General features: G+C 71.5%; 9 protein-coding genes. 6 read left to right on the top strand and 3 right to left on the bottom strand.

Features of this window, described 5'->3' with window-relative positions:
• A partial coding sequence (locus D7W82_RS05140; protein ID WP_120617259.1) for a type I polyketide synthase occupies positions 1-3,291 on the top strand: 3,291 nt, incomplete at its 5' end.
• Between the two features lie 9 nt (positions 3,292-3,300).
• Here the strand turns inward: D7W82_RS05140 and D7W82_RS05145 are convergent.
• Genes D7W82_RS05145 through D7W82_RS05155 form a run of 3 tightly spaced genes read right to left on the bottom strand, consistent with a single transcriptional unit; the run spans position 3,301 to position 18,048 of the window.
• Entirely contained in the window at positions 3,301-16,125 is a 12,825-nt protein-coding gene (locus tag D7W82_RS05145) for a non-ribosomal peptide synthase/polyketide synthase (RefSeq protein ID WP_120617260.1), read from the bottom strand.
• Between the two features lie 53 nt (positions 16,126-16,178).
• On the bottom strand, positions 16,179-16,442 hold the full coding sequence (locus D7W82_RS05150) for a phosphopantetheine-binding protein (protein ID WP_120617261.1): 264 nt from the start codon (positions 16,440-16,442) through the stop codon (positions 16,179-16,181).
• A gap of 19 nt (positions 16,443-16,461) precedes the next feature.
• The gene (locus tag D7W82_RS05155) at positions 16,462-18,048 is read right to left on the bottom strand and encodes an AMP-binding protein (RefSeq protein WP_233587308.1); all 1,587 of its coding nucleotides are present in this window, start codon (positions 18,046-18,048) and stop codon (positions 16,462-16,464) included.
• A gap of 279 nt (positions 18,049-18,327) precedes the next feature.
• Between D7W82_RS05155 and D7W82_RS05160 the strand changes: the two genes are divergently transcribed.
• Genes D7W82_RS05160 through argC form a run of 5 tightly spaced genes read left to right on the top strand, consistent with a single transcriptional unit; the run spans position 18,328 to position 22,418 of the window.
• The gene (locus tag D7W82_RS05160) at positions 18,328-19,275 is read left to right on the top strand and encodes a 1-deoxy-D-xylulose-5-phosphate synthase N-terminal domain-containing protein (protein WP_120617263.1); all 948 of its coding nucleotides are present in this window, start codon (positions 18,328-18,330) and stop codon (positions 19,273-19,275) included.
• On the top strand, positions 19,272-20,309 hold the full coding sequence (locus tag D7W82_RS05165; RefSeq protein ID WP_120617264.1) for a transketolase family protein: 1,038 nt from the start codon (positions 19,272-19,274) through the stop codon (positions 20,307-20,309). The genes D7W82_RS05160 and D7W82_RS05165 overlap by 4 nt, the downstream gene beginning before the upstream one ends.
• Before the next feature lies 1 nt (position 20,310).
• Positions 20,311-20,514: a lysine biosynthesis protein LysW gene (gene lysW / locus D7W82_RS05170; protein WP_120591198.1), complete on the top strand. Its 204-nt coding sequence runs from the start codon at positions 20,311-20,313 to the stop codon at positions 20,512-20,514.
• 9 nt (positions 20,515-20,523) lie between these two features.
• Positions 20,524-21,378, top strand: coding sequence for a RimK family alpha-L-glutamate ligase (locus D7W82_RS05175; protein ID WP_120617265.1), 855 nt, complete (start codon positions 20,524-20,526; stop codon positions 21,376-21,378).
• Positions 21,375-22,418, top strand: a complete 1,044-nt coding sequence (gene argC / locus D7W82_RS05180) for an N-acetyl-gamma-glutamyl-phosphate reductase (protein WP_120617266.1) — start codon at positions 21,375-21,377, stop codon at positions 22,416-22,418. Before D7W82_RS05175 ends, argC begins: the two co-directional genes overlap by 4 nt.
• The last annotated feature ends 10 nt before the right edge of the window (positions 22,419-22,428 follow it).

Below are 22,428 nucleotides of genomic sequence, written 5' to 3' on the forward strand. Positions count from 1 at the left end.
GTGTACGCGGGGGCGGGCTTCACGACGTACGGAGGGCGGGACGTGGCCGCGGGGCTGGCGGGGGCGCTGGGGCTCTCCGGGGACTTCCTCGCCACGCGGGTGTCGTACGAGCTGGACCTGACGGGCCCGGCGATGACGGTGCAGACGGCGTGCTCCACGTCGTTGGTGGCGTTGCACCTGGCCTGTCAGTCGCTGCTCGCGGGCGAGTGCGACCTGGCGCTCGCGGGGGGCGTGTCCATCCGCACGCCGCAGCTGGGGGCGCACCGCAACCAGGAGGGCGGCATCCTGGCGCCGGATGGGCGCTGCCGGCCGTTCGACGTGAACGCGGCGGGCACGGCGGTGGGCAATGGCGTGGGGGTGCTGGTGCTCAAGCGGCTGGCGGACGCGGTGGCGGACCGGGACACGATCCGCGCCATCGTGTTGGGCACGGCGCTGAACAACGACGGGGGCGCGAAGACGGGGTTCGCGGCGCCTTCGGTGCAGGGGCAGACGGCGGTCATCCGCGAGGCGCTGTCGGTGGCGGGCGTGGCGCCGTCGGACGTGTCCTATGTGGAGGCGCACGGGACGGCGACGGCGTTGGGGGACCCGATCGAGGTCGCGGCGCTCAAGCAGGTGTTCCAGGGCGTGTCGCCGGGCGCATGTGGCCTGGGCGGGGTGAAGAGCAACTTCGGGCACCTGGACGCGGCGGCGGGCGTGGCGGGGGTCATCAAGACGGTGCTGTCGATGGAGCACCGCACGCTGCCGCCGACGCTGAACTTCACGAAGCCGCACCCGATGCTGGAGCTGGAGGGCAGCCCCTTCCAGGTGGTGGGGAGCGCGCGTGCGTGGGACGGCCCGCTGCCGCTGCGCGCGGGGGTGACGGCGCTGGGGATTGGCGGCACGAACGCGCACGTGGTGTTGCAGGAGGCGCCGGCTCTTCCGGAGACGGACGCGCCCCGGCGCGGGGAAGAGGTGCTGCTGTTGTCCGCGAAGACGGAGGGGGCGCTGGAGCGGATGACCTCGGCGCTCTCGGAGCGCGTGCAGGGGGCTTCTGGAGCCTGGCTCGCGGATGTCGCGCATACGTTGCAGGTGGGGCGTGCTCGCTTCCCGTGGCGCCGCTTCGTCGTGGTCCGCCAGGGCGAGGACGCGGCGGCGCTGCTGGAGGGACGGTCCTCCGCCGGTGAGGATGCGACTCCTCGGATCCGCACGGTGTTCGACGAGGGCGAGTCTCGCGGCGTGGCCTTCCTGTTCCCGGGCGGCGGTGCGCAGCGGGTGAACATGGGCGAGGCGTTCCTTCGCGAGCCCGCGTTCCGCGCGACCGTGGATGGGTGCTCGGAGTGGCTTCGCGGTCCCATGGGCGCGGACCTCCGCGACATCCTCTTCGCCGGGCCTGAGCGCTTCGACGCGGCGGCCCGCGAGTTGGACCGGCCGCTGTGGTCCCAGCCCGCGCTGTTCGTCTGCGACTGGGCGCTCGCGCAGCTGTGGCTGTCGTGGGGCGTGAAGCCGGAAGCGCTGCTGGGGCACTCGCTCGGCGAATACGTGGCCGCGTGCCTCGCGGGGGTTTTCACGCTGGAGGAGGCGCTGGGGCTCGTCGTCGCTCGCGGACGCTTGATGGAGGCGATGCCCCCGGGCGGGATGGTGTCCGTGCTCGCGCCCGTGGAGCAGATCCCGGAGCTCATGGGGCCGGCCGTGTCGGTGGCGGCCATAAATGGCCCGGAGACCTGTGTCCTCTCTGGCCCGTTGCCGGAGCTGGAGGCCGCGGAGCAGGCGCTGACGGCGCGGGGCATCGAGCACAAGCGGGTGCGCTACGCGCGCGCCGCGCACTCCTCCATGATGGAGCCGTACCTGGAAGGCTTCGCGCGGGAGGTGGCCCGCGTGAAGCTCCGCGCGCCCTCGCTGCCCGTCGTGTCCAGCCTCACCGGCCGGTGGCTCCAGGAGCGCGAGGCGACGTCTCCCGACTATTGGGTCCGGCACCTGCGGCACACGGTGCGCTTCTCCGAGGCGCTGGGCTGCCTGCTGGAGTCCGGCGACCGTGCGCTGATTGAAGTGGGCCCGGGCACGACGCTCACCGCGCTCGCGCGGCAGCACCCGGCGCGCAAGACGCAGCCCGTGATGGCCACCCTGCCAACGAAGGGCGATGCGCCCGGGAGCGCCCTGGCGGCCCTGGGCGAAGCATGGGCCGCGGGCGTGGACGTGGACTGGGAACACCTCCGGGACGGCGAGCGGCGCCGGCGAGTGGACCTGCCGACCTACAGCTTCGACCGCGAGCACTACAGCCTGGATGACGCCGCGCCGAGCCCCGTCACACGCGACGCCATGGCGGCCAAGGCGAAGGCGACCGGATCCTCGAAGCCGAAGGAGCGGGCTCGCCGCCGCGGTGAGCGCGTGGCACCCCGTGACGCCACGGAGCAGTCCCTGGTCGAGTGCTTCCAGACGCTGTTCCGCCTGGACGACGTGGGCATCCACGACGACTTCTTCGCGTTGGGCGGAGACTCGCTGGTCGCGCTCAGGCTGCTCGCGATGATCTCCGAGCGCTTCGGCAAGCGGCTCGCGCTGAAGGAGATGCTGACCGCGCCCACGGTGGAGCTGTTGGCGCGGAAGCTGGGAGGCCAGGAGGAGGGCCGGTCCCTGCCGCCCGGGGTCGCGCTGCTCCAGCAGGGCACTCGTGGTCCACCGCTCTTCTTCGTGCACGCGGCGGGAGGCCAGGCGGTGTTCTACCGCGACCTGGCGCGCGCCATCGACGCGGGCCGGACCGCCTACGCCTTCGAGTCCCGGGGCCTGGAGCCGGACGGGCCGCTGCACACGTCCGTCGACGAGATGGCGACGGCCTACCTGGAAGGCCTGCGCGCGTTGCAGCCCGCGGGGCCATACCTGCTGGTGGGCGCGTCGTTCGGCGGCGCGGTGGTCTACGAGATGGCCCGCCGGCTGACGGCGGAAGGCCACGCGGTGCCGCTGTGCGCGATGCTCGACACGCCGGGCCCCGGGGACATCGCTCGGGCGCGGGCGGGCGAAGTGGGCTTCGCGCAGGAGCAGGTCCTCGCGGATCCAGAGCAGCAGCGGCGCTACGTGCGCGTCTGGGAGGCGAACATGACGGCCCTGCGCGACTACTCCATGCCCCGCTTCGAGGGCGGCACCCTCCAGTTCTTCCGCGCGGCGACAGTCATCGAGTACATGCCGAAACACGTGGAACTCGAATGGCTGGACTCGGGCGCGGTGCTCCGGGTGGAGACCGTGCCCGGCGACCACCAGTCGATGCTCACGGGCGGGAACGCCGAAGGGCTGGGCGCGAAGCTCGCGGCGTTCCTTCCGTGAACGAGGCGCTCAGCTGGAGCCCGGACGGCCGCGCCGCTGGGCCATGCGCCGCAGGTTGTCCCGCCGTTGCGCTCCCGGGTCCTGCGCGGGCGCGGGCGCCGCTGTCGGTGGAATGTCCTTCGGCGGCGACAGGTGCCCGGCGAGCGCGCGCACCGTGGGGTACTGGAAGAGTGTGATCAGCGGGACCTTGCGGCCCACCCGCGCCTCCAGCTTCGCGTGCACGGACTGGAGCAGCAGCGAGTTGCCGCCCAGGTCGAAGAAGTTGTCGCTCGCGCCCACGCGCTCCAGTCCCAGCACTTCGGCCCAGAGCGCGGCCAGCGTCTGCTCCAGGCCTGCCTCGGGGACGCGGTAGTCCTCGCTCAGCTCGGGCCGGTGCACGTCCGGCGCGGGCAGGGCCTTGCGGTCCAGCTTGCCGTTCGCGGTGAGGGGCAGCCGCTCCAGCACCACGAACGCCGACGGCACCGCGTGCTCCGCGAGCGACCGCCGCAGCGAGGCCCGCAGCGCGTCCACCGCGAACGTGGCCCCTTCGCGAAGCACCAGGTACGCGACCAGCCGGCGTTGTCCCGGCACGTCCTCGCGCACCTGCGCCACCGCTTCCTTCACCGTGGGCTGCGAGAGCAGCGCGGCCTCCACCTCGCCCAGTTCGATGCGGAAGCCCCGCAGCTTCACCTGCGAGTCCGCGCGGCCCCGGAACTCCAGCGCGCCGTCCGCGAGCCACCGCACCACGTCGCCCGTGCGGTACAGGCGCGCGCCGGGCTCGCGGGAGAAAGGATCCGGTCCGAAGCGCTCCGCCGTGAGCGCGGGCTGGCCCAGGTAGCCGCGCGCCACCTGGGCGCCACCGAGGAACAGCTCGCCCCACAGGCCCACCGGCACGGGCTGTCCCGCGCGGTCCAGCACGTAGACGCGCACGTTGGGCTCCGGGCTTCCGATGGGGGGCAGCAGTCCTTCAGGTGCTTCGGGCTTCACGACGCCGGAGGTCGCGATGACGGTGTTCTCCGTGGGGCCGTAGCAGTTGAGCCACTGGCCCGGAACGGAGGGCCCCGGACGGCGGTGCAGCACGTCCCCGGCCACGTGCACCCGGCGCAGCGGCATGCCGGATGGCCAGGGCTGCTCCAGCGCGGCCTCCGCCATGGGCGTGGGCAGCGTGGTGAGCGTGACTCCCTCCGTTGCGAGCCACCGCACCAGCCGGGCGGGCTCCGCGCGCACCTCGTCCGTGGGCAGGTGGAGGCTGGCGCCATGTGTGAGCGACGGCCAGGTCTCGAAGACGGTCGCGTCGAACGCGAGCCCCGTCAGCAGCGTGGCCCGGTCTCCCGGAACAATGCTCGCCGCCGTGCCGAGCCCCGCGACGAGGTTCGCCAGCGTCCCGTGCGTCACCGCGACGCCCTTGGGTTTGCCGGTGCTGCCCGACGTGTAGATGACGTAGGCCATCGCCTCCGCGTGCAGCGTCACGCCGGGCGCGGTGACCGCCTGCGTCTCTAGCGCGGGCTCCGAATCCAGGCAGAGCACGCGCACGCCGCATCCCTCGAAGCGGGAGGCGAAGGCCTGGCGCGTGACGACGATGCGCGCGCCACTGTCCGTGAGCACGTGCCGCCACCAGGCCTCCGGCCACGTCAGGTCCATGGGCAGATAGGCCCCTCCCGACTTGAGGATGCCCAGCGCGCCCCACACGTAGCCGGGCGTGCGGTCCACGCACAGGGCGACCACGGTCTCCGGCTGCACACCCTGCTCGCACAACAGGTTCGCCAGCTGGTTCGACCGGGCCTCCAGCTCCCCGAACGTCAGCTGTTGTCCATCGCCCGCGAGCGCGAGCGCCTCCGGCCTCCGCCGCGCCTGCTCCGCGATGCGCGAGGGCACGCGCAGGTCCGCGGGAACATCCAGCGCGGTGTCGTTCCACTCCACGAGGAACTGCTGGCGCTCCGCCTCTGTCAGCAGCGACAGCGACGCGAGCGGGCGCTCCGGGTTTCGCGTCACCTGCTCCAGCAGGCGCAGGTAGTGCCCGGCCATGCGCTCCACCGTCGCCGCGTCGAAGAGCGCGGTGTTGTATTCCCAGTGCGTCAGCAACCCGGTGGCGGATTCGCGCATGAACAGGGTGAGGTCGTGCTTCGCGAGCCCTGGATCAAAGGGCACCGGCGCCGTCTCCAGTCCACGCAGGGGGAAGCCGGGGAAGTCCTTGAAGAGGGCGAACACGGCCTGGAACACGGGCGTGCGGCTCAGGTCTCGCGGCGTCTGGAGCGCGTCCACCAGTTGTTCGAAGGGCACCTCCTGGTGCGCGTACGCGCCCAGGCACGTCTCACGAACCCGGGCGAGCAGGACCTGGAAGGACTCGGCGCCGGAGACCTTCACTCGCAGGGGCAGGGCGTTGACGAAGAAGCCGATGAGCCCCTCTACCTCGCGGTGATTGCGGCCGGAGATGGGCGAGCCGACCACCACGTCGTCCTGGCCGCTGTAGCGCGACAGCAGGGCGTGGAAGCCCGCGAGCAGCGCCATGAAGGACGTGACGCCTTGCTGGTGACACAGCTCTCGCACGGCGGCGTCCACCGCGGCGGGGATCCGCACCATGTGGGCCGCGCCCGCCTGGGCCTGCACGGGCGGACGCGGCCGGTCGGTGGGCAGCTCCAGCGCGTGGGGTGCCCCGTCCAGCTGCCGCTTCCACCACGCGAGCTGCGCGTCGAGCCCTTCGCCCTGCAACGTCGCGCGCTGCCAGCGGGCGTAGTCCGTGTACCGGATGGGCAGCGGCGGCAGGCGCGGCGTCTGGTTCCGGGTGAAGGCGTCATAGAGGATGCCCAGCTCGCGCCCCATCACGTCCGTGGACCAGCCGTCCGTGATGATGTGATGCATGAGCAGGAAGAGCGCGTGGTCCTCCGCGTCCAGCCGCAGCAGCGTCGCCGTCAGCAGTGGACCCGAGCGCAGGTCGAAGACGTGGCGCATCCGCTCCTCGGCCCGCTGGCGCAGGACGGTGTCGCGCTGCGGGGGCGGCACGTCCTCCAGCCGCTCGAAGGCGAGCGCGAAGGGGACCGAGGGCAGGACGCGCTGGACGGGCTGGCCATTCTCCTCCGCGAACACCGTGCGCAGGGACTCGTGACGGTCGATGAGCGCCGCGAGCGACCGCTCCAGCGCGCCCACGTCGAGCGGTCCCTTGCACCGGATGAACAGCGGGACGTTGAAGGCGAACCCGCCCGGTGCGAGCGCGTCGATGAACCACAGCCGCTGCTGCGGGAAGGACTGGGGCGCGGAGTCCCCGGCCTCCGTGCGCACCAGGGACGGTGCCTGGACGGGATGGGCTTCCTGACGCAGGGCTTCGATTCGCGCGGCCAATTCCGCGAGCGTCGGGGCCTCGAAGAGCATGCGCACGGGCAGCTCCATCTGAAGCGACTCACGCAGGCGCGAGGCCACCTGGGTCGCGAGCAGCGAGTGGCCGCCCAGCTCGAAGAAGTGGTCCTGGGTGCCCACGCGCGGCACGCCCAGCAGCGGTGCCCAGATGTCCGCGATGAGCTTCTCCACCGCGGAGACCGGGGCCACGTAGACCGTGCCGGGGATGGCCTCCTCCGTCGGAACGGGCAGGCCGTTGCGGTTCACCTTGCCGCTGGGCGTCAGGGGCAGCGCGTCCATGCGCACCAGGGCGGAAGGCACCATGTACTCCGGCAGCCGTCGTGCCAGTGCCTGCCTCAGCGACTCGGCGGAGAAGGCCGTCTCCGGTTGCACCACGTAGGCCACCAGCCGCTTGAAGCCCGGGGTGTCCTCGCGCAGCACGACGACCACATCGCGCACGTCGGGCAGGACGCGCAGGGCGGACTCCACTTCGCCCAGCTCGACGCGGAAGCCGCGCAGCTTCACCTGACCGTCCAGGCGGCCGAGGAACTCCAACTGCCCGTCCGAGAGCCAGCGGGCCTTGTCACCCGTGCGGTAGAGGCGAGCGCCCGGCGTGGAGCTGAAGGGGGAGGGCACGAAGCGCTCCGCGGTGAGGTCTGGCCGGTTGTGGTAGCCGTGCGCGAGCCCTTCGCCTCCGATGAACACCTCTCCCGGGACGCCGACGGGGCTCGGGTTCCCGCGTGCATCCAGGACGTAGGTCTGGACGTTGGTCAGCGGTGTACCCACCGAAGGAAGCGCGGGCCAGGTACTCGGAGGTCCTGAAGCCCGCCAGGCGCTGGCGGCGTGTGTCTCCGAAGGGCCGTACTGGTTTTCGAGGATGCACCCGGGCAGCCGTTCGAAGAGGGAGACGAGCGCCGGGGTCACCTGGAGTTGTTCGCCCGCGGTGATGACCTCGTTGAGCGGGGGGAGCTCCGTCGCGGTGCGCGCTGCTTCGCTCAGCGATTGGAGCGCGACGAAGGGGAGGAAGAGTCGCTCCACTCGGTGCTGGGTGAGGTAGCGCAGCAGCGCCGGTGGATCGCGGCGCAGCTCCGCCGAGCTGAGCAGCAGGCGGCCACCGATGCACCAGGTTCCGAAGATCTCCTGGAAGGAGACATCGAAGTTGAGCGAGGCGAACTGGAGCGTGGTGGCCTCCGCGCGGACTGCGCGACGGGTCTGCCACGCGAGCATGTTGCCAATGCCCCGGTGGGACATGGCGATGCCCTTGGGCCGGCCGGTGCTGCCCGAGGTGAAGACGACGTAGCAGACCGCTTCGGGCGACAGCCTCACGTTCGGAGACGTGGTGGGGCGCGACGCCAGCGAGACGGTCTCCATCGTCACGATGCGCGCGGAGGTGTCTGGTGGCAGTGCACGCACGAAGCCCTCATGCGCGAGGACGACTGGCGCTCGCGTGTCCTCCACCATCAGGGCCAGTCGCTCGGCCGGATAGTTCGGATCCAGCGGGACGTAGGCGGCGCCGGCCTTGAGGGTGGCGAGGACGGCGACGGGCATGTCCAGGTGGGAGCGCTCCAGGCACAGCCCGACGGAGCTTCCCGGCGTGACGCCCAGGGCGATGAGGTGGTGCGCGAGCTGGTTGGCGCGTGCATCCAGTTGCGCGTAGGTCAGCGACTCCGCGCCGTTCGTCACCGCGATTGATTCCGGTGTCCGTGCGACCTGTGCCTCCACCCAGCGGTGCATGAGCCCGGGCTCGAATGAGACATCCTTCGCGGCGTTCCACGTCACGACGACTTGTTGCCGCTCCTCCTCGGAGAGGAGTGGCAGGGCCGACAGGGGCTGCTCGGGATGGCGGACCGCTCCTTGGAGCAGCCGCACGTAGTGCCCTGCCATCCGGGTGAGGGTCGCTTCCTCGAAGAGGGCGGTGTTGTATTCCCAGAAGGCCGTCAGCCCCTGCTCCGACTCGCGCACGAAGAGCATGAGGTCGAAGCGGGAGACGCCCGTCTGGAACGGGACGTCCTGCGCTTGGAGCCCGGGCAACGAGAACGGAACGGCCGCCTGTTGCAAGACGAAGAGGGCCTGGACCAGCGGCGCGCGGCTCAGGTCGCGTGGCGGCTTGAGTGTCTCCACGAGTTGTTCGAACGGCAGGTCCTGATGCGCGAAGGCGCCCAGGCAGCTCTCGCGCACGCCGCGCAACAGGTGGCGGAAGGAGCGCGAGCCGGTGACATCCGCGCGCAGGGCGAGCGTGTTGACGAAGAGGCCAAGCAGTCCTTCCACCTCACGGCGGTTGCGGCCGGAGATGGGCGAGCCGACCACCACGTCGTCCTGGCCGCTGTAGCGCGCGAGCAGGGCCTGGAAGCCCGCCAGCAGGGTCATGAACAGCGTGGTGCCCTCGCGCTGGCCCAGGGAGACGAGGGCGCTGGTCAGCGCGGGTGGCAAGGGGACTTCGATGTACGCGCCCCGGAAGGTCTGCACGGGCGGACGCGGCTTGTCGGTGGGCAGGTCCAGCACGGGCGGTGCCCCCGCCATCTGCTCGCGCCACCACGCCACCTGTTCTTCCAGCACGTCGCCCTGCAACCACGCGCGCTGCCACAGCGCATAATCCGAGTACTGGATGGAGATGGGCGGGAGCTCGGCCTCCGTGCCCTGGCGCCGGGCGAGGTAGATCGCATCCAGTTCCCGCTGGAGCAGGGCGATGGACCACCCGTCGAAGACGCTGTGATGGAAGTTGAGGATGAGGACCTGATCCTCGTCCGCGATCCGGAGCAGTGTGGCCCGGAGCAGGGGGCCTCGCCGCAGGTCGAAGGGCACGTGCGCTTCGGCCTCCACCTGGCGCTGGAGCGGAACGCGCGGATCCGCATCCACCTGCTTCAGGGTGAGCTTCCACGCGGGCCCGATGCGTTGCACCGGCTGGCCGTCCACTTCGTCGAACGTGGTGCGCAGGACCTCGTGACGCCGGATGAGGGCGTTGAGCGCGTCTTCCAGCGCGTGCGTGTCCAGCCGTCCCCGCAGCCGGGTGACCAGGGGCAGGTTGTAGGCGTGCGCGCTGGTGTCCAGCTGCGAGACGAACCACAGCCGCTGCTGGGAGAACGACTGCGGAACGAGCTCGCCGCGAAGCTGGGGTACCAGCGGCGGGACGGCCCTCCGGTTCGCTCCGTGCAGCTGCTCCTCCAACCGCGCGGCGAGCTGCGCGACGGTGGGCGCCTCGAAGAGGACGCGCAGGGACAGGTCCACCTGGAAGGCCTCTCGCAGCCGGGAGACCACCTGCGTGGCGAGCAGCGAGTGCCCACCCAGCTCGAAGAAGTGGTCCTCCAGGCCCACGCGCGGCACCACGAGCAGGGCCGCCCAGATGTCGGCGATCACCTTCTCCACCGCCGTCATCGGGGCCAGGAAGCCGGTGTCGTCCGCGGCCTCCTCCTTGGGGGCGGGCAGACCGTTGCGGTTCACCTTGCCGCTCGGGCCCAGCGGTAGCGCGTCCATGCGCACCAGGGCGGAGGGCACCATGTGCTCCGGCAGCCGTCGCGCCAGTGCCTGCCTCAGCGCCTCCGGTGAGAAGGACGCTTCCGGCTGGACCACGTAGGCCACCAGCTGCTTGTGGCCCGGCGTGTCCTCGCGCACCACGACGACCACATCGCGCACGTCGGGCAGGACGCGCAGGGCCGCCTCCACTTCGCCTGGCTCGACGCGGAAGCCGCGCAGCTTCACCTGACCGTCCAGGCGGCCGAGGAACTCCAGCTGTCCGTCCGCGAGCCAGCGGGCCTTGTCGCCCGTGCGGTAGAGGCGGGCACCCGGCGTGGAGCTGAACGGTGAGGGGACGAAGCGCTCCGCGGTGAGGTCTGGCCGGCCGTGGTAGCCGTGCGCGAGCCCTTCACCGCCCACGTACAGCTCGCCAGGAACGCCGACAGGGCAGGGCTCGCGGCGCGGATCCAACACGTAGGCCTGGACCGAAGGCAGCGGCGTGCCCACCGGAGGCAGGGCGGGCCAGGTGCTCGGGGCACCCGAGGCACGCCACGCGGAGACCGCATGGGTCTCCGAGGGACCGTACTGGTTTTCGAGGACGCAGCCGCGCAGCCGTTCGAAGAAGGCGACGATGGCCGGGGTGACCTGGAGTTGCTCGCCCGCGGTGATGACCTCGTTGAGCGGGGGAAGCTCCGTCGCGGTGCGCGCTGCTTCGCTCAGCGACTGGAGCGCGACGAAGGGGAGGAAGAGGCGCTCCACGCGGTGCTGGGTGAGGTAGCGCAGCAGCGCCGGTGGGTCGCGGCGCAGCTCCGCCGAGCTGAGCAGCAGCCGTCCACCGATGCACCAGGTGCCGAAGAGTTCCTGGAAGGAGACGTCGAAGTTGAGCGAAGCGAACTGGAGCGTGGTGGCCTCCACGCGCACCGCGCGACGGGTCTGCCACGCGAGCATGTTGCCGATGCCCCGGTGGGACATGGCGATGCCCTTGGGCCGGCCGGTGCTGCCCGAGGTGAAGACGACGTAGCAGACCGCTTCGGGCGACAGCTTCACGTTCGGAGACGTGGTGGGGCGAGACGCCAGCGAGACGGTCTCCATCGTCACGATGCGCGCGGAGGTATCCGGCGGCAGTGCACGCACGAAGCCCTCATGCGCGAGGACGACTGGCGCTCGCGTGTCCTCCACCATCAGGGCCAGTCGCTCGGCCGGATAGTTCGGGTCCAGCGGGACGTAGGCGGCGCCGGCCTTGAGGGTGGCGAGGACGGCGACGGGCATGTCCAGGTGGGAGCGCTCCAGGCACAGCCCGACGGAGCTTCCCGGCGTGACGCCCAGGGCGATGAGGTGGTGCGCGAACTGGTTGGCGCGTGCATCCAGTTGCGCGTAGGTCAGCGACTCCGCGCCGTTCGACACCGCGACCGCTACCGGTGTCCGAGCGACCTGCGCCTCCACCCAGACGTGGATCAGCCCAGGAGCGGGGAGCCGTTCCTCACGGCTGTTCCACGCGACCAGGAGTTGCTCGCGTTCCTCCCGCGACAGGAGCGACAGGTCCGACAGGGACTGCTCAGGGTTCGCGGTGACGTCTTCGAGCAGCCGCACGTAGTGCCCGGCCATCCGGGCGACGGTCGCCTCCTCGAAGAGGGCGGTGTTGTACTCCCAGTAGGCGACGAGCCCCTGTGGTGTCTGCCGCATGAACAGCATGAGGTCGAAGCGGGAGACGCCCGACTGGAACGGGAGGTCCTCCACCGCGAGGCCGGGCAGGGACAGCGGCGTCGCGGCCCGCTGCAGGACGAACATCGTCTGCACCAGGGGCGTCCGGCTCAGGTCTCGCGGCGGCTTGAGCGCGTCCACGAGCTGTTCGAACGGCAGGTCCTGGTGCGCGAACGCACCCAGGCAGCTCTCGCGCACCCCGCGCAGCAGCTGCCGGAAGGACCGCGAGCCAGAGACCTCCGCGCGCAGGGCGAGCGTGTTGACGAAGAAGCCGATGAGTCCTTCCACCTCGCGGCGGTTGCGGCCGGAGATGGGCGAACCGACGACGACGTCCTCCTGGCCGCTGTAGCGCGCGAGCAGGGCCTGGAACCCCGCCAGCAAGGTCATGAACAGCGTGGCGCCTTCGCGCTGTCCCAGCAGTTGGAGCGAGCCATGGAGGGACTGGGGCAGCAGCACCTCGAAGTTCGCGCCCTGGAAGGTCTGCACGGGCGGACGCGGCTTGTCGGTGGGCAGGTCCAGCACGGGCGGTGCTCCCGCCAGTGCCTCCCGCCACCAGGCGAGCTGGTCCTCCAGCTCCTCCCCCTGGAATGACTCACGCTGCCACCGCGCGTAGTCCACGTATTGGAGGGACAGGGGCGGCAAGGTGCCCTGGCCGCGCGCGGGATAGAGCGCGTTCAGCTCGCGCTGGAGCACGTCGATGGACCACCCGTCGAAGACGATGTGGTGGATGACGAGCATCAACACGTGGTCGTCGTCCGCGACGCGCAGGAGCAGCCCCCGCATCAGCGGACCGCGCCGCAGGTCGAACGCTCGCCGGGCCTCCGTGGCCAGCTGCGCCGGGAGCTTCGCGGCCTCCACGTCCGTCCTCGCCAGCGTGAAGTCCCAGGCCGGTCCGATGCGCTGCACCGGCTGGCCGTCCACCTCGTCGAACGTGGTGCGCAGGACCGCGTGCCGCCGGATGATCTCCGCGAGGCTCCGCTCCAGCGCGTCCGCGTCCAGCGCGCCCCGCAGCCGGGTGACCATGGGCACGTTGTAGGAGTACCCCAGCGTGTCGAGCTGCGAGATGAACCACAGCCGCTGCTGCGCGAACGACTGCGGCAACCAGCCGTCCCGGGGACCGGGAACCAGCGGGAGGGACTGGATCCGGCTGCTCTCCCTCCGCAGCGCATCGATGCGCGCCGCGAGGCTGGTGACCGTGGGCGCCTCGAACAGCACCCGCACGGACAGGTCCACCTGGAACGTCTCCCTCAGCCGGGAGGTCACCTGGGTCGCGAGCAGCGAGTGTCCACCCAGCTCGAAGAAGGAGTCCTGCGTGCCCACGCGCGTGCGGCCCAGGAGCGCGGCCCAGACCTCGGCCACTGCTGTCTCCGTCGGGGTGACGGGCGCCACGTAGGCGTCCTCCGCGAGCGCGTCGCCCACGGGCGTGGCGAGCGCCCTTCGGTCCACCTTGCCCACGGGCGTCAGCGGCAGCCGGTCCAGCTTCACGAAGGCGGCCGGGACCAGCGGCGCCGGCAGCTGTGCGGACAGGCGCGAGCGCAGCATGTTCACGTCCACGTCCGCGCCGGTCACATAGGCCACCAGCCGCTTGTCGCCGGGGGCGTACTCGCGCACCTCCGCCACGGCGTCCTCCACGCCGGGGAGGTGGCGCAGGGCGGTTTCAATCTCTCCCAGCTCGATGCGGAAGCCGCGCAGCTTCACCTGCGTGTCCGCGCGCCCCATGAACGCCAGCTCGCCGGACGGCAGCCACCGCGCGCGGTCGCCCGTGCGGTACAGCCGGGCACCGGGGACGCCGCTGAAGGGATGGGGCACGAAGCGGTCCGCGGTGAGCTCCGGCCGGCCCAGGTAGCCCCACGCGAGGCCGTCGCCTCCGACGTACAGGTCGCCCACGACGCCGGGCGGCACCGGCTCCAGGCGCGCGTCCAGCACCAGCGCCTGCGAGTTCTCCAACGGCCGGCCAATGGGCACGGGCATCCGCGCATCCAGGTCCCGCTTCACCTGATACGTGGCGGAGAACGTGGTGTTCTCCGTGGGGCCGTAGCCGTTGGTGACCGCTCGGCCCGCGTCCAGCAGCTTGCGCGCGGCCAGCGGGGACAGCACGTCGCCGCCCGTGAGGACCTGCCCCACGCGAGCGAGCGCCGCGGGCCGGTTCAGCGCCATCTGCTCGAAGAACGCCGTGGTGAGGAACATCACGCTGATGCGTTCGCGCTCCAGCGTCGCCTCCAGCTCCTCCAGCGACGGCGTCACCGGCGGATAGAGGAACAGCTTCGCGCCGCTGAGCAGCGCGCCCCACAGCTCCAGCGTCGCGGCGTCGAACGACGTGGTGGCCAGCTGGAGGACGACGTCTTCGGCGCCGAACCGGACGTAGGACACGCCCTTCACCAGCCGCGTCACGGCCCGGTGGGGGACGCCCACGCCCTTGGGCCGCCCGGTGCTGCCGGACGTGTACATGACATATGCGAGCGCTTCGGCGGGGACCTGCACGTCGGGCGCGGCCCGCGGTTGATCCTCGAAGGCCCGCCAGGACGGGTCGAGCACCACGACCCGTGAGGCCAACTCCTTCAGCGAGGACTCGCGCCCCTGCTCCAGCAGGAGCACGGTGATGCGGGCGTCGCGCGCCATGAGCTCCAGGCGCTCGGGGGGATAGCCCGGATCCAGCGGCACGTACGCGCCCCCTGCCTTGAGGATGGCGAGCGTCGCCACGACCATCTCCAGCGACCGGCCCGCGCACAGACCCACCGGCGCTCCCAGCCGCACGCCCAGCCCACGCAGGTGGTGCGCGAGCTGGTGGGCCCGTGTCTCCAGCTCCGCGTATGTGAGCCGCTGGCCTCCCGCTTCCACGGCCACGGCGCCGGGCGTCCGCGCGGCCTGCTCCGCGAAGAGCGCGGGCAGGGACGCATCACGAGGGTAGGGGACGGCCGCTCCCGTCCCCTGGTCGAGCAGCCGCTGCCGGTCCGTCGCGGTGAGCAGCGGGAGCGTGGCCACGGGGCGCTCCGGCTCCGCGACCGCGGCCTCCAGCAGGCGCGTGTAGTGCTCCGCGAAGCGCGCCACCGTCGCGGCGTCGAAGAGGTCGGTGCTGTACTCCCAGAGCCCCACGAGCCCCTCCGGCGTCTCGCGCAGGAAGACGGTGAGGTCCATGCGCGACACGCCCGGCTCGAAGTCCAGCTCGGACGTGCGCAGCCCCGCCAGCTCCAGCGCGGGCACGGCCGAGTGCTGGAGCGTGAAGAACACCTGGAACAGCGGTGGGCGGCTCAGGTCGCGCTCGGGCTGGAGCGCGTCCACCAGCTGCTCGAAGGGCACTTCCTGATGCGCGTACGCGTCCAGGCACGTCTTGCGTACGCGGCGCAGCAGCTCCCCGAAGCCGAGCGAGCCTTCACCCCGCACGCGCAGGGGCAACGTGTTGATGAAGAAGCCGATGAGCGGCTCCACCTCCTGACGCGTGCGCCCGGAGATGGGCGACCCGATGACGAGGTCGTCCTGGCCGCTCAGCCGCGAGAGCAGCAGGTGCATCCCACCCAGGAGCGCCATGAACAACGTCACGCCCTGCTTGCGGCACAGCGCTTCCAGCGCCTTCCCCATCCCTGGAGGCAGCGCGTGGCGGTACACCGCGCCCCGCGTGGACTGCGCCGCGGGACGGGGACGGTCCGTGGGCAGCTCCAACTCGGCGGGCGCCCCAGAGAGCTCTCCGCGCCACCACTCCAGCTGCTGCTGGAGGTGCTCGCCCTGGAGCCACCGCCGCTGCCACACCGCATGGTCCGCGTACTGCACTGGCAGCGGGGGCAGCGCGGGCGTCGTGCCTGCTCGAAAGGCCGCGTAGAGCGCCTGAAGCTCCCGCTCCATCACCGTGAGCGACCAGCCGTCGCAGCAGATGTGATGCAGCATCAGGAGCAGCACGTGCTCCGCTTCCCCCAGCCGCAAGAGCCGCACGCGCACCAGCGGTCCCGCGCCCAGGTCGAAGGGCACGCGCGCCTCCGCCTCCGCGGCCTGTCGCAGGGCCTGCTCCCGCTCGGAGGCGGGGAACGCCTCCAGCGACTCCACTCGCAGCGGCAGGGACAGCGACGGCGCGATGCGCTGCACCGGCTGCCCTTCCACGACGGCGAAGGTGGTGCGCAGCGCTTCGTGCCGCTCCACCAGCACGGCCAGCGCCCGCTCCAGCGCGGGGACGTCCAGCGCGCCGGTGAGCCGCGCGAAGTACGGGACGTTGTAGGAGATGCCCCCGGGCGTGAGCTGCTCGATGAACCACATCCGCTGCTGCCCGAAGGAGAGCGGCGGCAACGCGTCACGGGGGACGGGCACCACGGGCGGTGCTCGACGACGGGGCCTCGCCTGGGACTTCGGCGCGGAGGCGGAAGGGGAGCCGGGCTGCTCGGTCGTCATGTCTCGCTCGGGGGAAAGCGGGGAAGGGGGCCACCCTCAGGGGGTGGCCCAGCTCAAGCGGTCTGCTCCTGGCGCAGCTCGTCGCACAGCGCGGCCACGGCCCGGAGCGTGTTGAACAGCTCCACCATGGACACCTCCACGCCCAGCTCGCTCTCGATGCGATTGGACAGGACCGTGGCCATCAGGGAGTTGCCGCCAATCTCCAGGAAGTGGTCCTCCGGGCGCACGACCTCCACGCCCAGCAGGTCCTTCCACCACGCCGCGAGCTTCGCTTCCGTGTCCGTGAGGCTGGCGGCTTCTTCGGGGCTCGGGTTCAAGGCCGTTCCTTCCGCCCGCTCACGTGGGCTTCAGCCGCTCGCGCAGCAGGTACTTGCGCACCTTGCCGGTGGCCGTCTTGGGCATCTCGTCGATGAGATCCAGGCGGTCCGGCCAGTACTGGTTGGACATGCCCTGCTGCTTGAGGTGGTCGCGCAGCTCGTTGAGCGTGGGCGGGGCCTCTCCCTCGCGGACCACCACCACGGCGCACACCCGCTCGCCGCCAATCTTGTCGTCCGAGTGCGCGACGACCGCGACCTCCTTCACCTTCGGGTGCGAGTACAGCGCGGACTCCACTTCCACCACGGGGATCTTGTACCCGTACCGGAAGATGACGTCCTTCAGCCGCCCCACGATGCGGATGCCGCCCCGCCCGTCGTCGCGCGCCAGGTCGCCCGTGTCGAACCAGCCCTCCGCGTCCACCGCCGCGGCGTACACGTCGTCGCGCTTGAAGTAGGTGAGGCACTGGCTGGCGCCTCGCACCAACAGCCGCCCCGTCCCGTCCGGATACGGCGTGCCGTCCTCCGCGAGCGCGGGGACGATCTTCGTCTCCATCCACGCCACCGCGCGCCCGTCGCTCTGGCTGGGCCAGTCCGGCGCATCTTCATGCCGGGTGAGGGTGACCGCGCCGTTCTCCGTCATGCCCCACAGCGTGTGCAGCCGCACGCCGAACACCTCGCGCACCGCCGCGATGAGGTGCGGCGGCACCGGGATGGAGCCCGTGGCCAGCTGCCGGAGCGAGGACGTGTTCCGCTGGCGCTTTCGCTGCAACGCGATGAGGTTCATCAGGTAGGTGGGAATGCCGTACGTGAACGTGACGCCGTGCTCCTCGAAGAGCTTGAGCGTCAGCTCCGGGTCGCCCACGTCCATGTAGATGGCCGTGGCTCCCAGCAGGATGGGCATCAGGTACGAGTACGTGAACCCCGTGGACGCCGTCAGCAGCGACGGCAGCGCCACCACGTCCGTCGCGTCGATGCCCAGCGTGTCGCACAGCGCGCGCGTGATGCCGTAGTTCGTGTTGTGCGAATGCACCACGCCCTTCGGCTCACCCGTGGTGCCGGACGTGTAGAGGATGTTGCACACGTCGTCCGCGGACGCCGGGGCCACCCCCTCCAGCGACGCTTCCTTCTCCCATTCGCGCTCGATGAAGTGGCGCTCGAAGTCCCGCTCGCCCGCCTGGAGGCCGGTGTTGCTGCCCAGCAGCACCCGGTGGCGCAGGGACGGCAGCACCGCCGCGATGTCGCGCGCCATGTCCCGGTGTGAATGCCCCGTCCACGACGTGGGCCCCACGTACACGGAGGCCTCCGTGCGCCCCAGGATGAACTCCACCTCGCGCCGCCGGTAGTCCGGCGGGATGGGCGCGATGACCGCCCCCAACCGCGCGCACGCCAGCGCCAGCGCCGTGAAGTGCCACCCGTTGGGCAGCTGCACCGCGACGATGTCCTCGCGCCCCACGCCCAGCTCGCGCAGGCCCAGCGCGAACCGGTCCATGTATCGCGCCAGCTCCGCGTACGTCAGCCGCGTGATGTCCTTGGAAAAGTACCGTGCGGCGATGATCGCGGTCTTCTCCGGGTGCGCCTGGACGCAGCGACGCAGATCGTCAACCACCGTGGTGTCACGCCACCAACCCTTCCGGCGGTACTCCGCACCCTTCTCCAATGCCGCTGCGTTATGGAAACGCTGCCCCATCTGAAGGTCTCCTCCGAGTGACGCGAAACCGGGAATGCCGGACCTTCCGTGCGTGTAACACCGCGAGATTCCCGGGTGAGACGATTTTTTCTCGTGCGTCTATAACTTGAGAAAATCCGCGTTGACGGCGCATGATGCGATTTCCTAGGGTGTCTCACAACAGCCGGATTCCTGGGCTGTGACAGCGACGCTACGGGCATGACTTTCTCGGCGAATCCAACGACCCCCGGGCTGTCGCGCGACGCGCGGACGCCAGAAGAACCCACGGCCTCCGGCGGCCCGGTGGCGCCTGCCCGCACCGGGGACGGGGCTGCGGGCGCCGCGTCGGATGCGGGCCTGGCGCTGCTGCCACGCCGGGCGAAGCGCATTCGTCGGACCATCGTGCGGCTGGCGGCGACGCCGTCGGGCTGTCACCTGGGCGGCTCGCTGTCGATGGTGGAGATATTGGTGGCGCTGCTGGGCCGGGTGATGCGCGTGGATCCGCGCGCGCCGAAGGCACCGGAGCGCGACCACCTCATCCTGTCCAAGGGGCACGCGGCGGCGGGGCTCTACGCGGCGCTGGCGGAGTTCGGCTTCGTGGACGTGGACACGCTGGTGCGCGAGTACAACGCGGACGGCAGCATCTTCACCGGCCACGTGAACGCCGCGGTGCCGGGTGTGGAGTTCGCCACCGGCAGCCTGGGGCACGGGCTGGGGCTGGGCGTGGGGCTGACGCTCGCGCATGTGCTGCGCGGGGAGCCCAACCGCACCTTCGTCGTCTGCGGCGACGGAGAGATGGGCGAGGGCTCCAACTGGGAAGCGCTCCAGGTGGCGTCGCACCGCAAGCTCACCGCCCTGACGCTGATCATCGACCGCAACGGCGGACAGAACGACGGCCCCACCGAGTCCATCCTGTCGCAGGAGGCGCTGGTGCAGCGGCTGGACGCGTTCGGCTTCCAGGCGCTGGAGGTGGACGGGCACGACCTGCCCGCGCTGGTGGCCGCGCTGGAGGCGCCCGTCATGGGCGACCGTCCGCGCGCCCTCGTCGCCCGGACGCAGAAGGGCGCGGGCGTGCCGATGCTCAAGGGCAAGGGGCCGCACTACGCGGTGTTCTCGCCGGAGCACCTGCGCCGGGCGCTCGCGTCGCTGGGGGAGGACGGACAGTGAGCGCGTCGCTTGCCCCCGCGGTGGACCTGGCCCATTCGCCGGAGGCGTGGCTCGCCGCGCACCCGGAGCTGTCCAGCCGGCTGGTGTTCCGGCACGCGGCGGCGCGCTTCGCCCAGGAGGACGCGCGCGTCGTCTTCCTGGAGGCGGACCTGGGCGGCGGAGGAGACCCCTTCGAGAAGCGCCACCCCCAGCGCTACTTCAACCTGGGCATCTGCGAGGCCACCATGCTGGACATGGCGTGTGGCCTGGCGCACGGCGGGCACACCGTCATCGCGCACAGCTTCGCGGCGTTCGGCGTGATGCGCGCGTGCGAGCAGGTGCGGCTGAACCTGGCCTATGCGCGCGCCAACGTGAAGCTGGTGTGCGACTACGGCGGCGTGGCGGGCGCCTTCTTCGGCCCCACGCACCACGCGATTGAAGACCTGGCCGTGCTTCGCGCGATGCCCAACCTCACGGTGGTGTCGCCCGCGGACGGCCTGGAGACGGTGCAGGCCACGCGCGCGATGCTCCAGCACGACGGGCCGGTGTACCTGCGGCTGGGCCGCAACCGCGTCACCCGGTTGGACATCCCGCGCCCGCCCTTCGAGCTGGGCCGCGCCGCGCTCCTTCGCGAGGGCGACGACGTGGGGCTGCTCGCGCACGGCGAGGTGGGCGTGTCCGTGGCGCTGGACGCCGCGAAGCTCCTGGAGGCGCAGGGGGTCTCCGCGCGCGTGCTCAACGTGCACACGTTGAAGCCGCTGGACGAGGAGGCGGTGCGCGAGACGGCGGCGCGCACGCGGCTCCTGGTGACGGTGGAGGAGCACAACGTGCTGGGCGGGCTGGGCAGCGCGGTGTGCGAAACGGTGTGCTCGCTGGACCTGCAACGGCGCGTGCTGCGCGTGGGCTTGCAGGACCGGTACGACTCGCGCGCCGGTTCGCACGAGGCGCTGCTCCAGGGCCATGGGCTGGAGGGCGGGCAGGTGGCCGAGCGCATCCTGGGAGTGCTCCCAAGAACCCCGGTGTTTGCCGTGGAATCCGCAACGAGGAGGGACTGACATGCAGGTCCAGAATCCGAACCCGATGACGCAGTCCGTGCCCCCCGAGCAGTGCCCGCTGTGCGCGCAGCCGGTGCCTGGCGGCAACCGGATCGTGGGCGAAGTGCTCTCCTGTGACGGCTGTTCCGCCGAGCTGGAGGTGGTGGGCATCAACCCGCTGCGGCTCGAGGAAGCCCCCGAGGTCGAGGAAGACTGGGGGGAGTAGCCCCGCGCCATGCGCAAGGTCGACCTCGTCTATACGCGCGTGCGCACCGAGGAGAAGCTCCTCCTCGAGGCGCTGCGCAGGCGCGACTGCGCCGTCAACCTGGTGCAGGACTCCGGGATGGTGCTGTCCATGGACCGGCAGCGCATCACCGAGGCCGACACCGTGTTGATGCGCAGCATGTCCTTCACGCGTGCGCGCTACCTGGCCACGTTCCTGGAGATGAAGGGGCTGCGCGTGCTCAACAGCGCGAGGACCATCTCCCTGTGCGGGGACAAGGCGCTCACCAGCGCCGCGCTGGCCGCGAAGGGCGTGCCCATGCCGTGGTCGTTCGTGGCCTTCGACGAGGACGCGTGCCTGGAGGCGATTGAGCAGAAGGGCTACCCGGTGGTGACCAAGCCCGTGCTGGGCAGCTGGGGCCGGATGGTGGCCCGGCTGGATTCGCGCACCGCGGCGGAGGGCGTGCTGTCCACGCGCTTCGGCACCGGCGGCGCGCAGGACCACGTGGCGATGGTGCAGCAGTACGTGGACAAGCCGGGCTACGACCTGCGCGTCTACGTCATCGGCCGGGCGGTGGGCGGCCTGCGGCGGCGCTCCGAGCACTGGATCACCAACACCGCGCGCGGCGCCGTTCCGGAGCGCTACGAGGTTCCGGTGGTGCACGCGAAGCTGGCGGAGGCCGCGGCGGAGGCGGTGGGCGGGGACATGGTGGCGGTGGACCTCTTGGAGACGCGCGGCGGCGACATCTACGTCAACGAAATCAACCACTGCGTGGAGTTCGCGCGCAGCATCGACGAGACGGGCGTCCCGCTGCCGGACCTCATCGCGGAGTACGTCGCGTCCGGAGCCGGAGGAGCCCGGCGATGAGCGTGCGCGTGGCGGTGCTGGGAGCCGCGGGCTACACCGGCGGCGAGGTGCTGCGCCTGTTGCTCGCGCACCCGGCCGTGGAGGTGGTGCAGGCCACCTCCGGCCAGTTCGCCGGCAAGCGCCTGGACTTCCCGCATCCGCACCTGCGCGGGGTGGGGACGCTGCGCTACACGCCGCACGACGCGCTGGAGCCCTGCGACGTGCTGGTGAGCTGCATGCCTCAAGGCGAGCTGCTCCAGCGCTGGGCGAGGGTGTCCCGGCTGGCGGAGCGGGTCGTGGACCTGAGCGCGGACTTCCGCCTGGACGCCGTGGGGCACGCGCGCTGGTACGGCAAGCACCCGCGCCCGGACGACGTGCCCGCGTTCGTCTACGGCCTGCCGGAGTGGATGGGCGACGCGCTGACGAACGCGCGCCACGTCGCGGTACCCGGCTGCATGGCGCACGCGGGACTGCTGGCGCTCTTGCCGCTCCTGCACGCGGGGCTCGCGCGTCCGGAGGTCCTGGTGGTGGACGCGAAGACGGGCTCGTCCGGAGGCGGCTCGACGCCGGACCGCTCCTCGCATCATCCGGAGCGCGCGAACGCGCTGCGCTGCTACAAGCCGGTGGGCCACCGGCACACGGGAGAGCTGGAGGGTGTGGTGGCGCGAGTCACCGGCCAACAGCCCACCATCCACTTCAGCGCCACGGCGGTGCCGGGCGTGCGCGGCATCCTCGCGACGGTGCACGCCTTCGCGGCGCGGCCGGTGGAGGAGGCGGAGGTGGTGCGCGCCATCGCCACGCGCTACCGCGAGAAGCCCTTCGTGCGGCTGCTGCGGCCCAGCGCGTCCCTGTCGCCGTTCCCGGAGCCCGGGCCGCTGCTGGGCACGAACCACTGTGACTTGTCGGTGGACGTGGACGCGGAGCGGGGCCGCATCGTGGTGAACGCCGCCATCGACAACCTGGTGAAGGGCGCCGCCGGCACGGCGGTGCATGCGCTGAACCTGATGCTGGGCCGCCCGGAGACAGAAGGGCTGGGCTTCCGGGGCCTGCATCCGCTCTAGACCGCTTTTC

It is taken from the genome of Corallococcus sp. CA049B (assembly GCF_003611685.1).
GTDB lineage: Bacteria > Myxococcota > Myxococcia > Myxococcales > Myxococcaceae > Corallococcus > Corallococcus coralloides.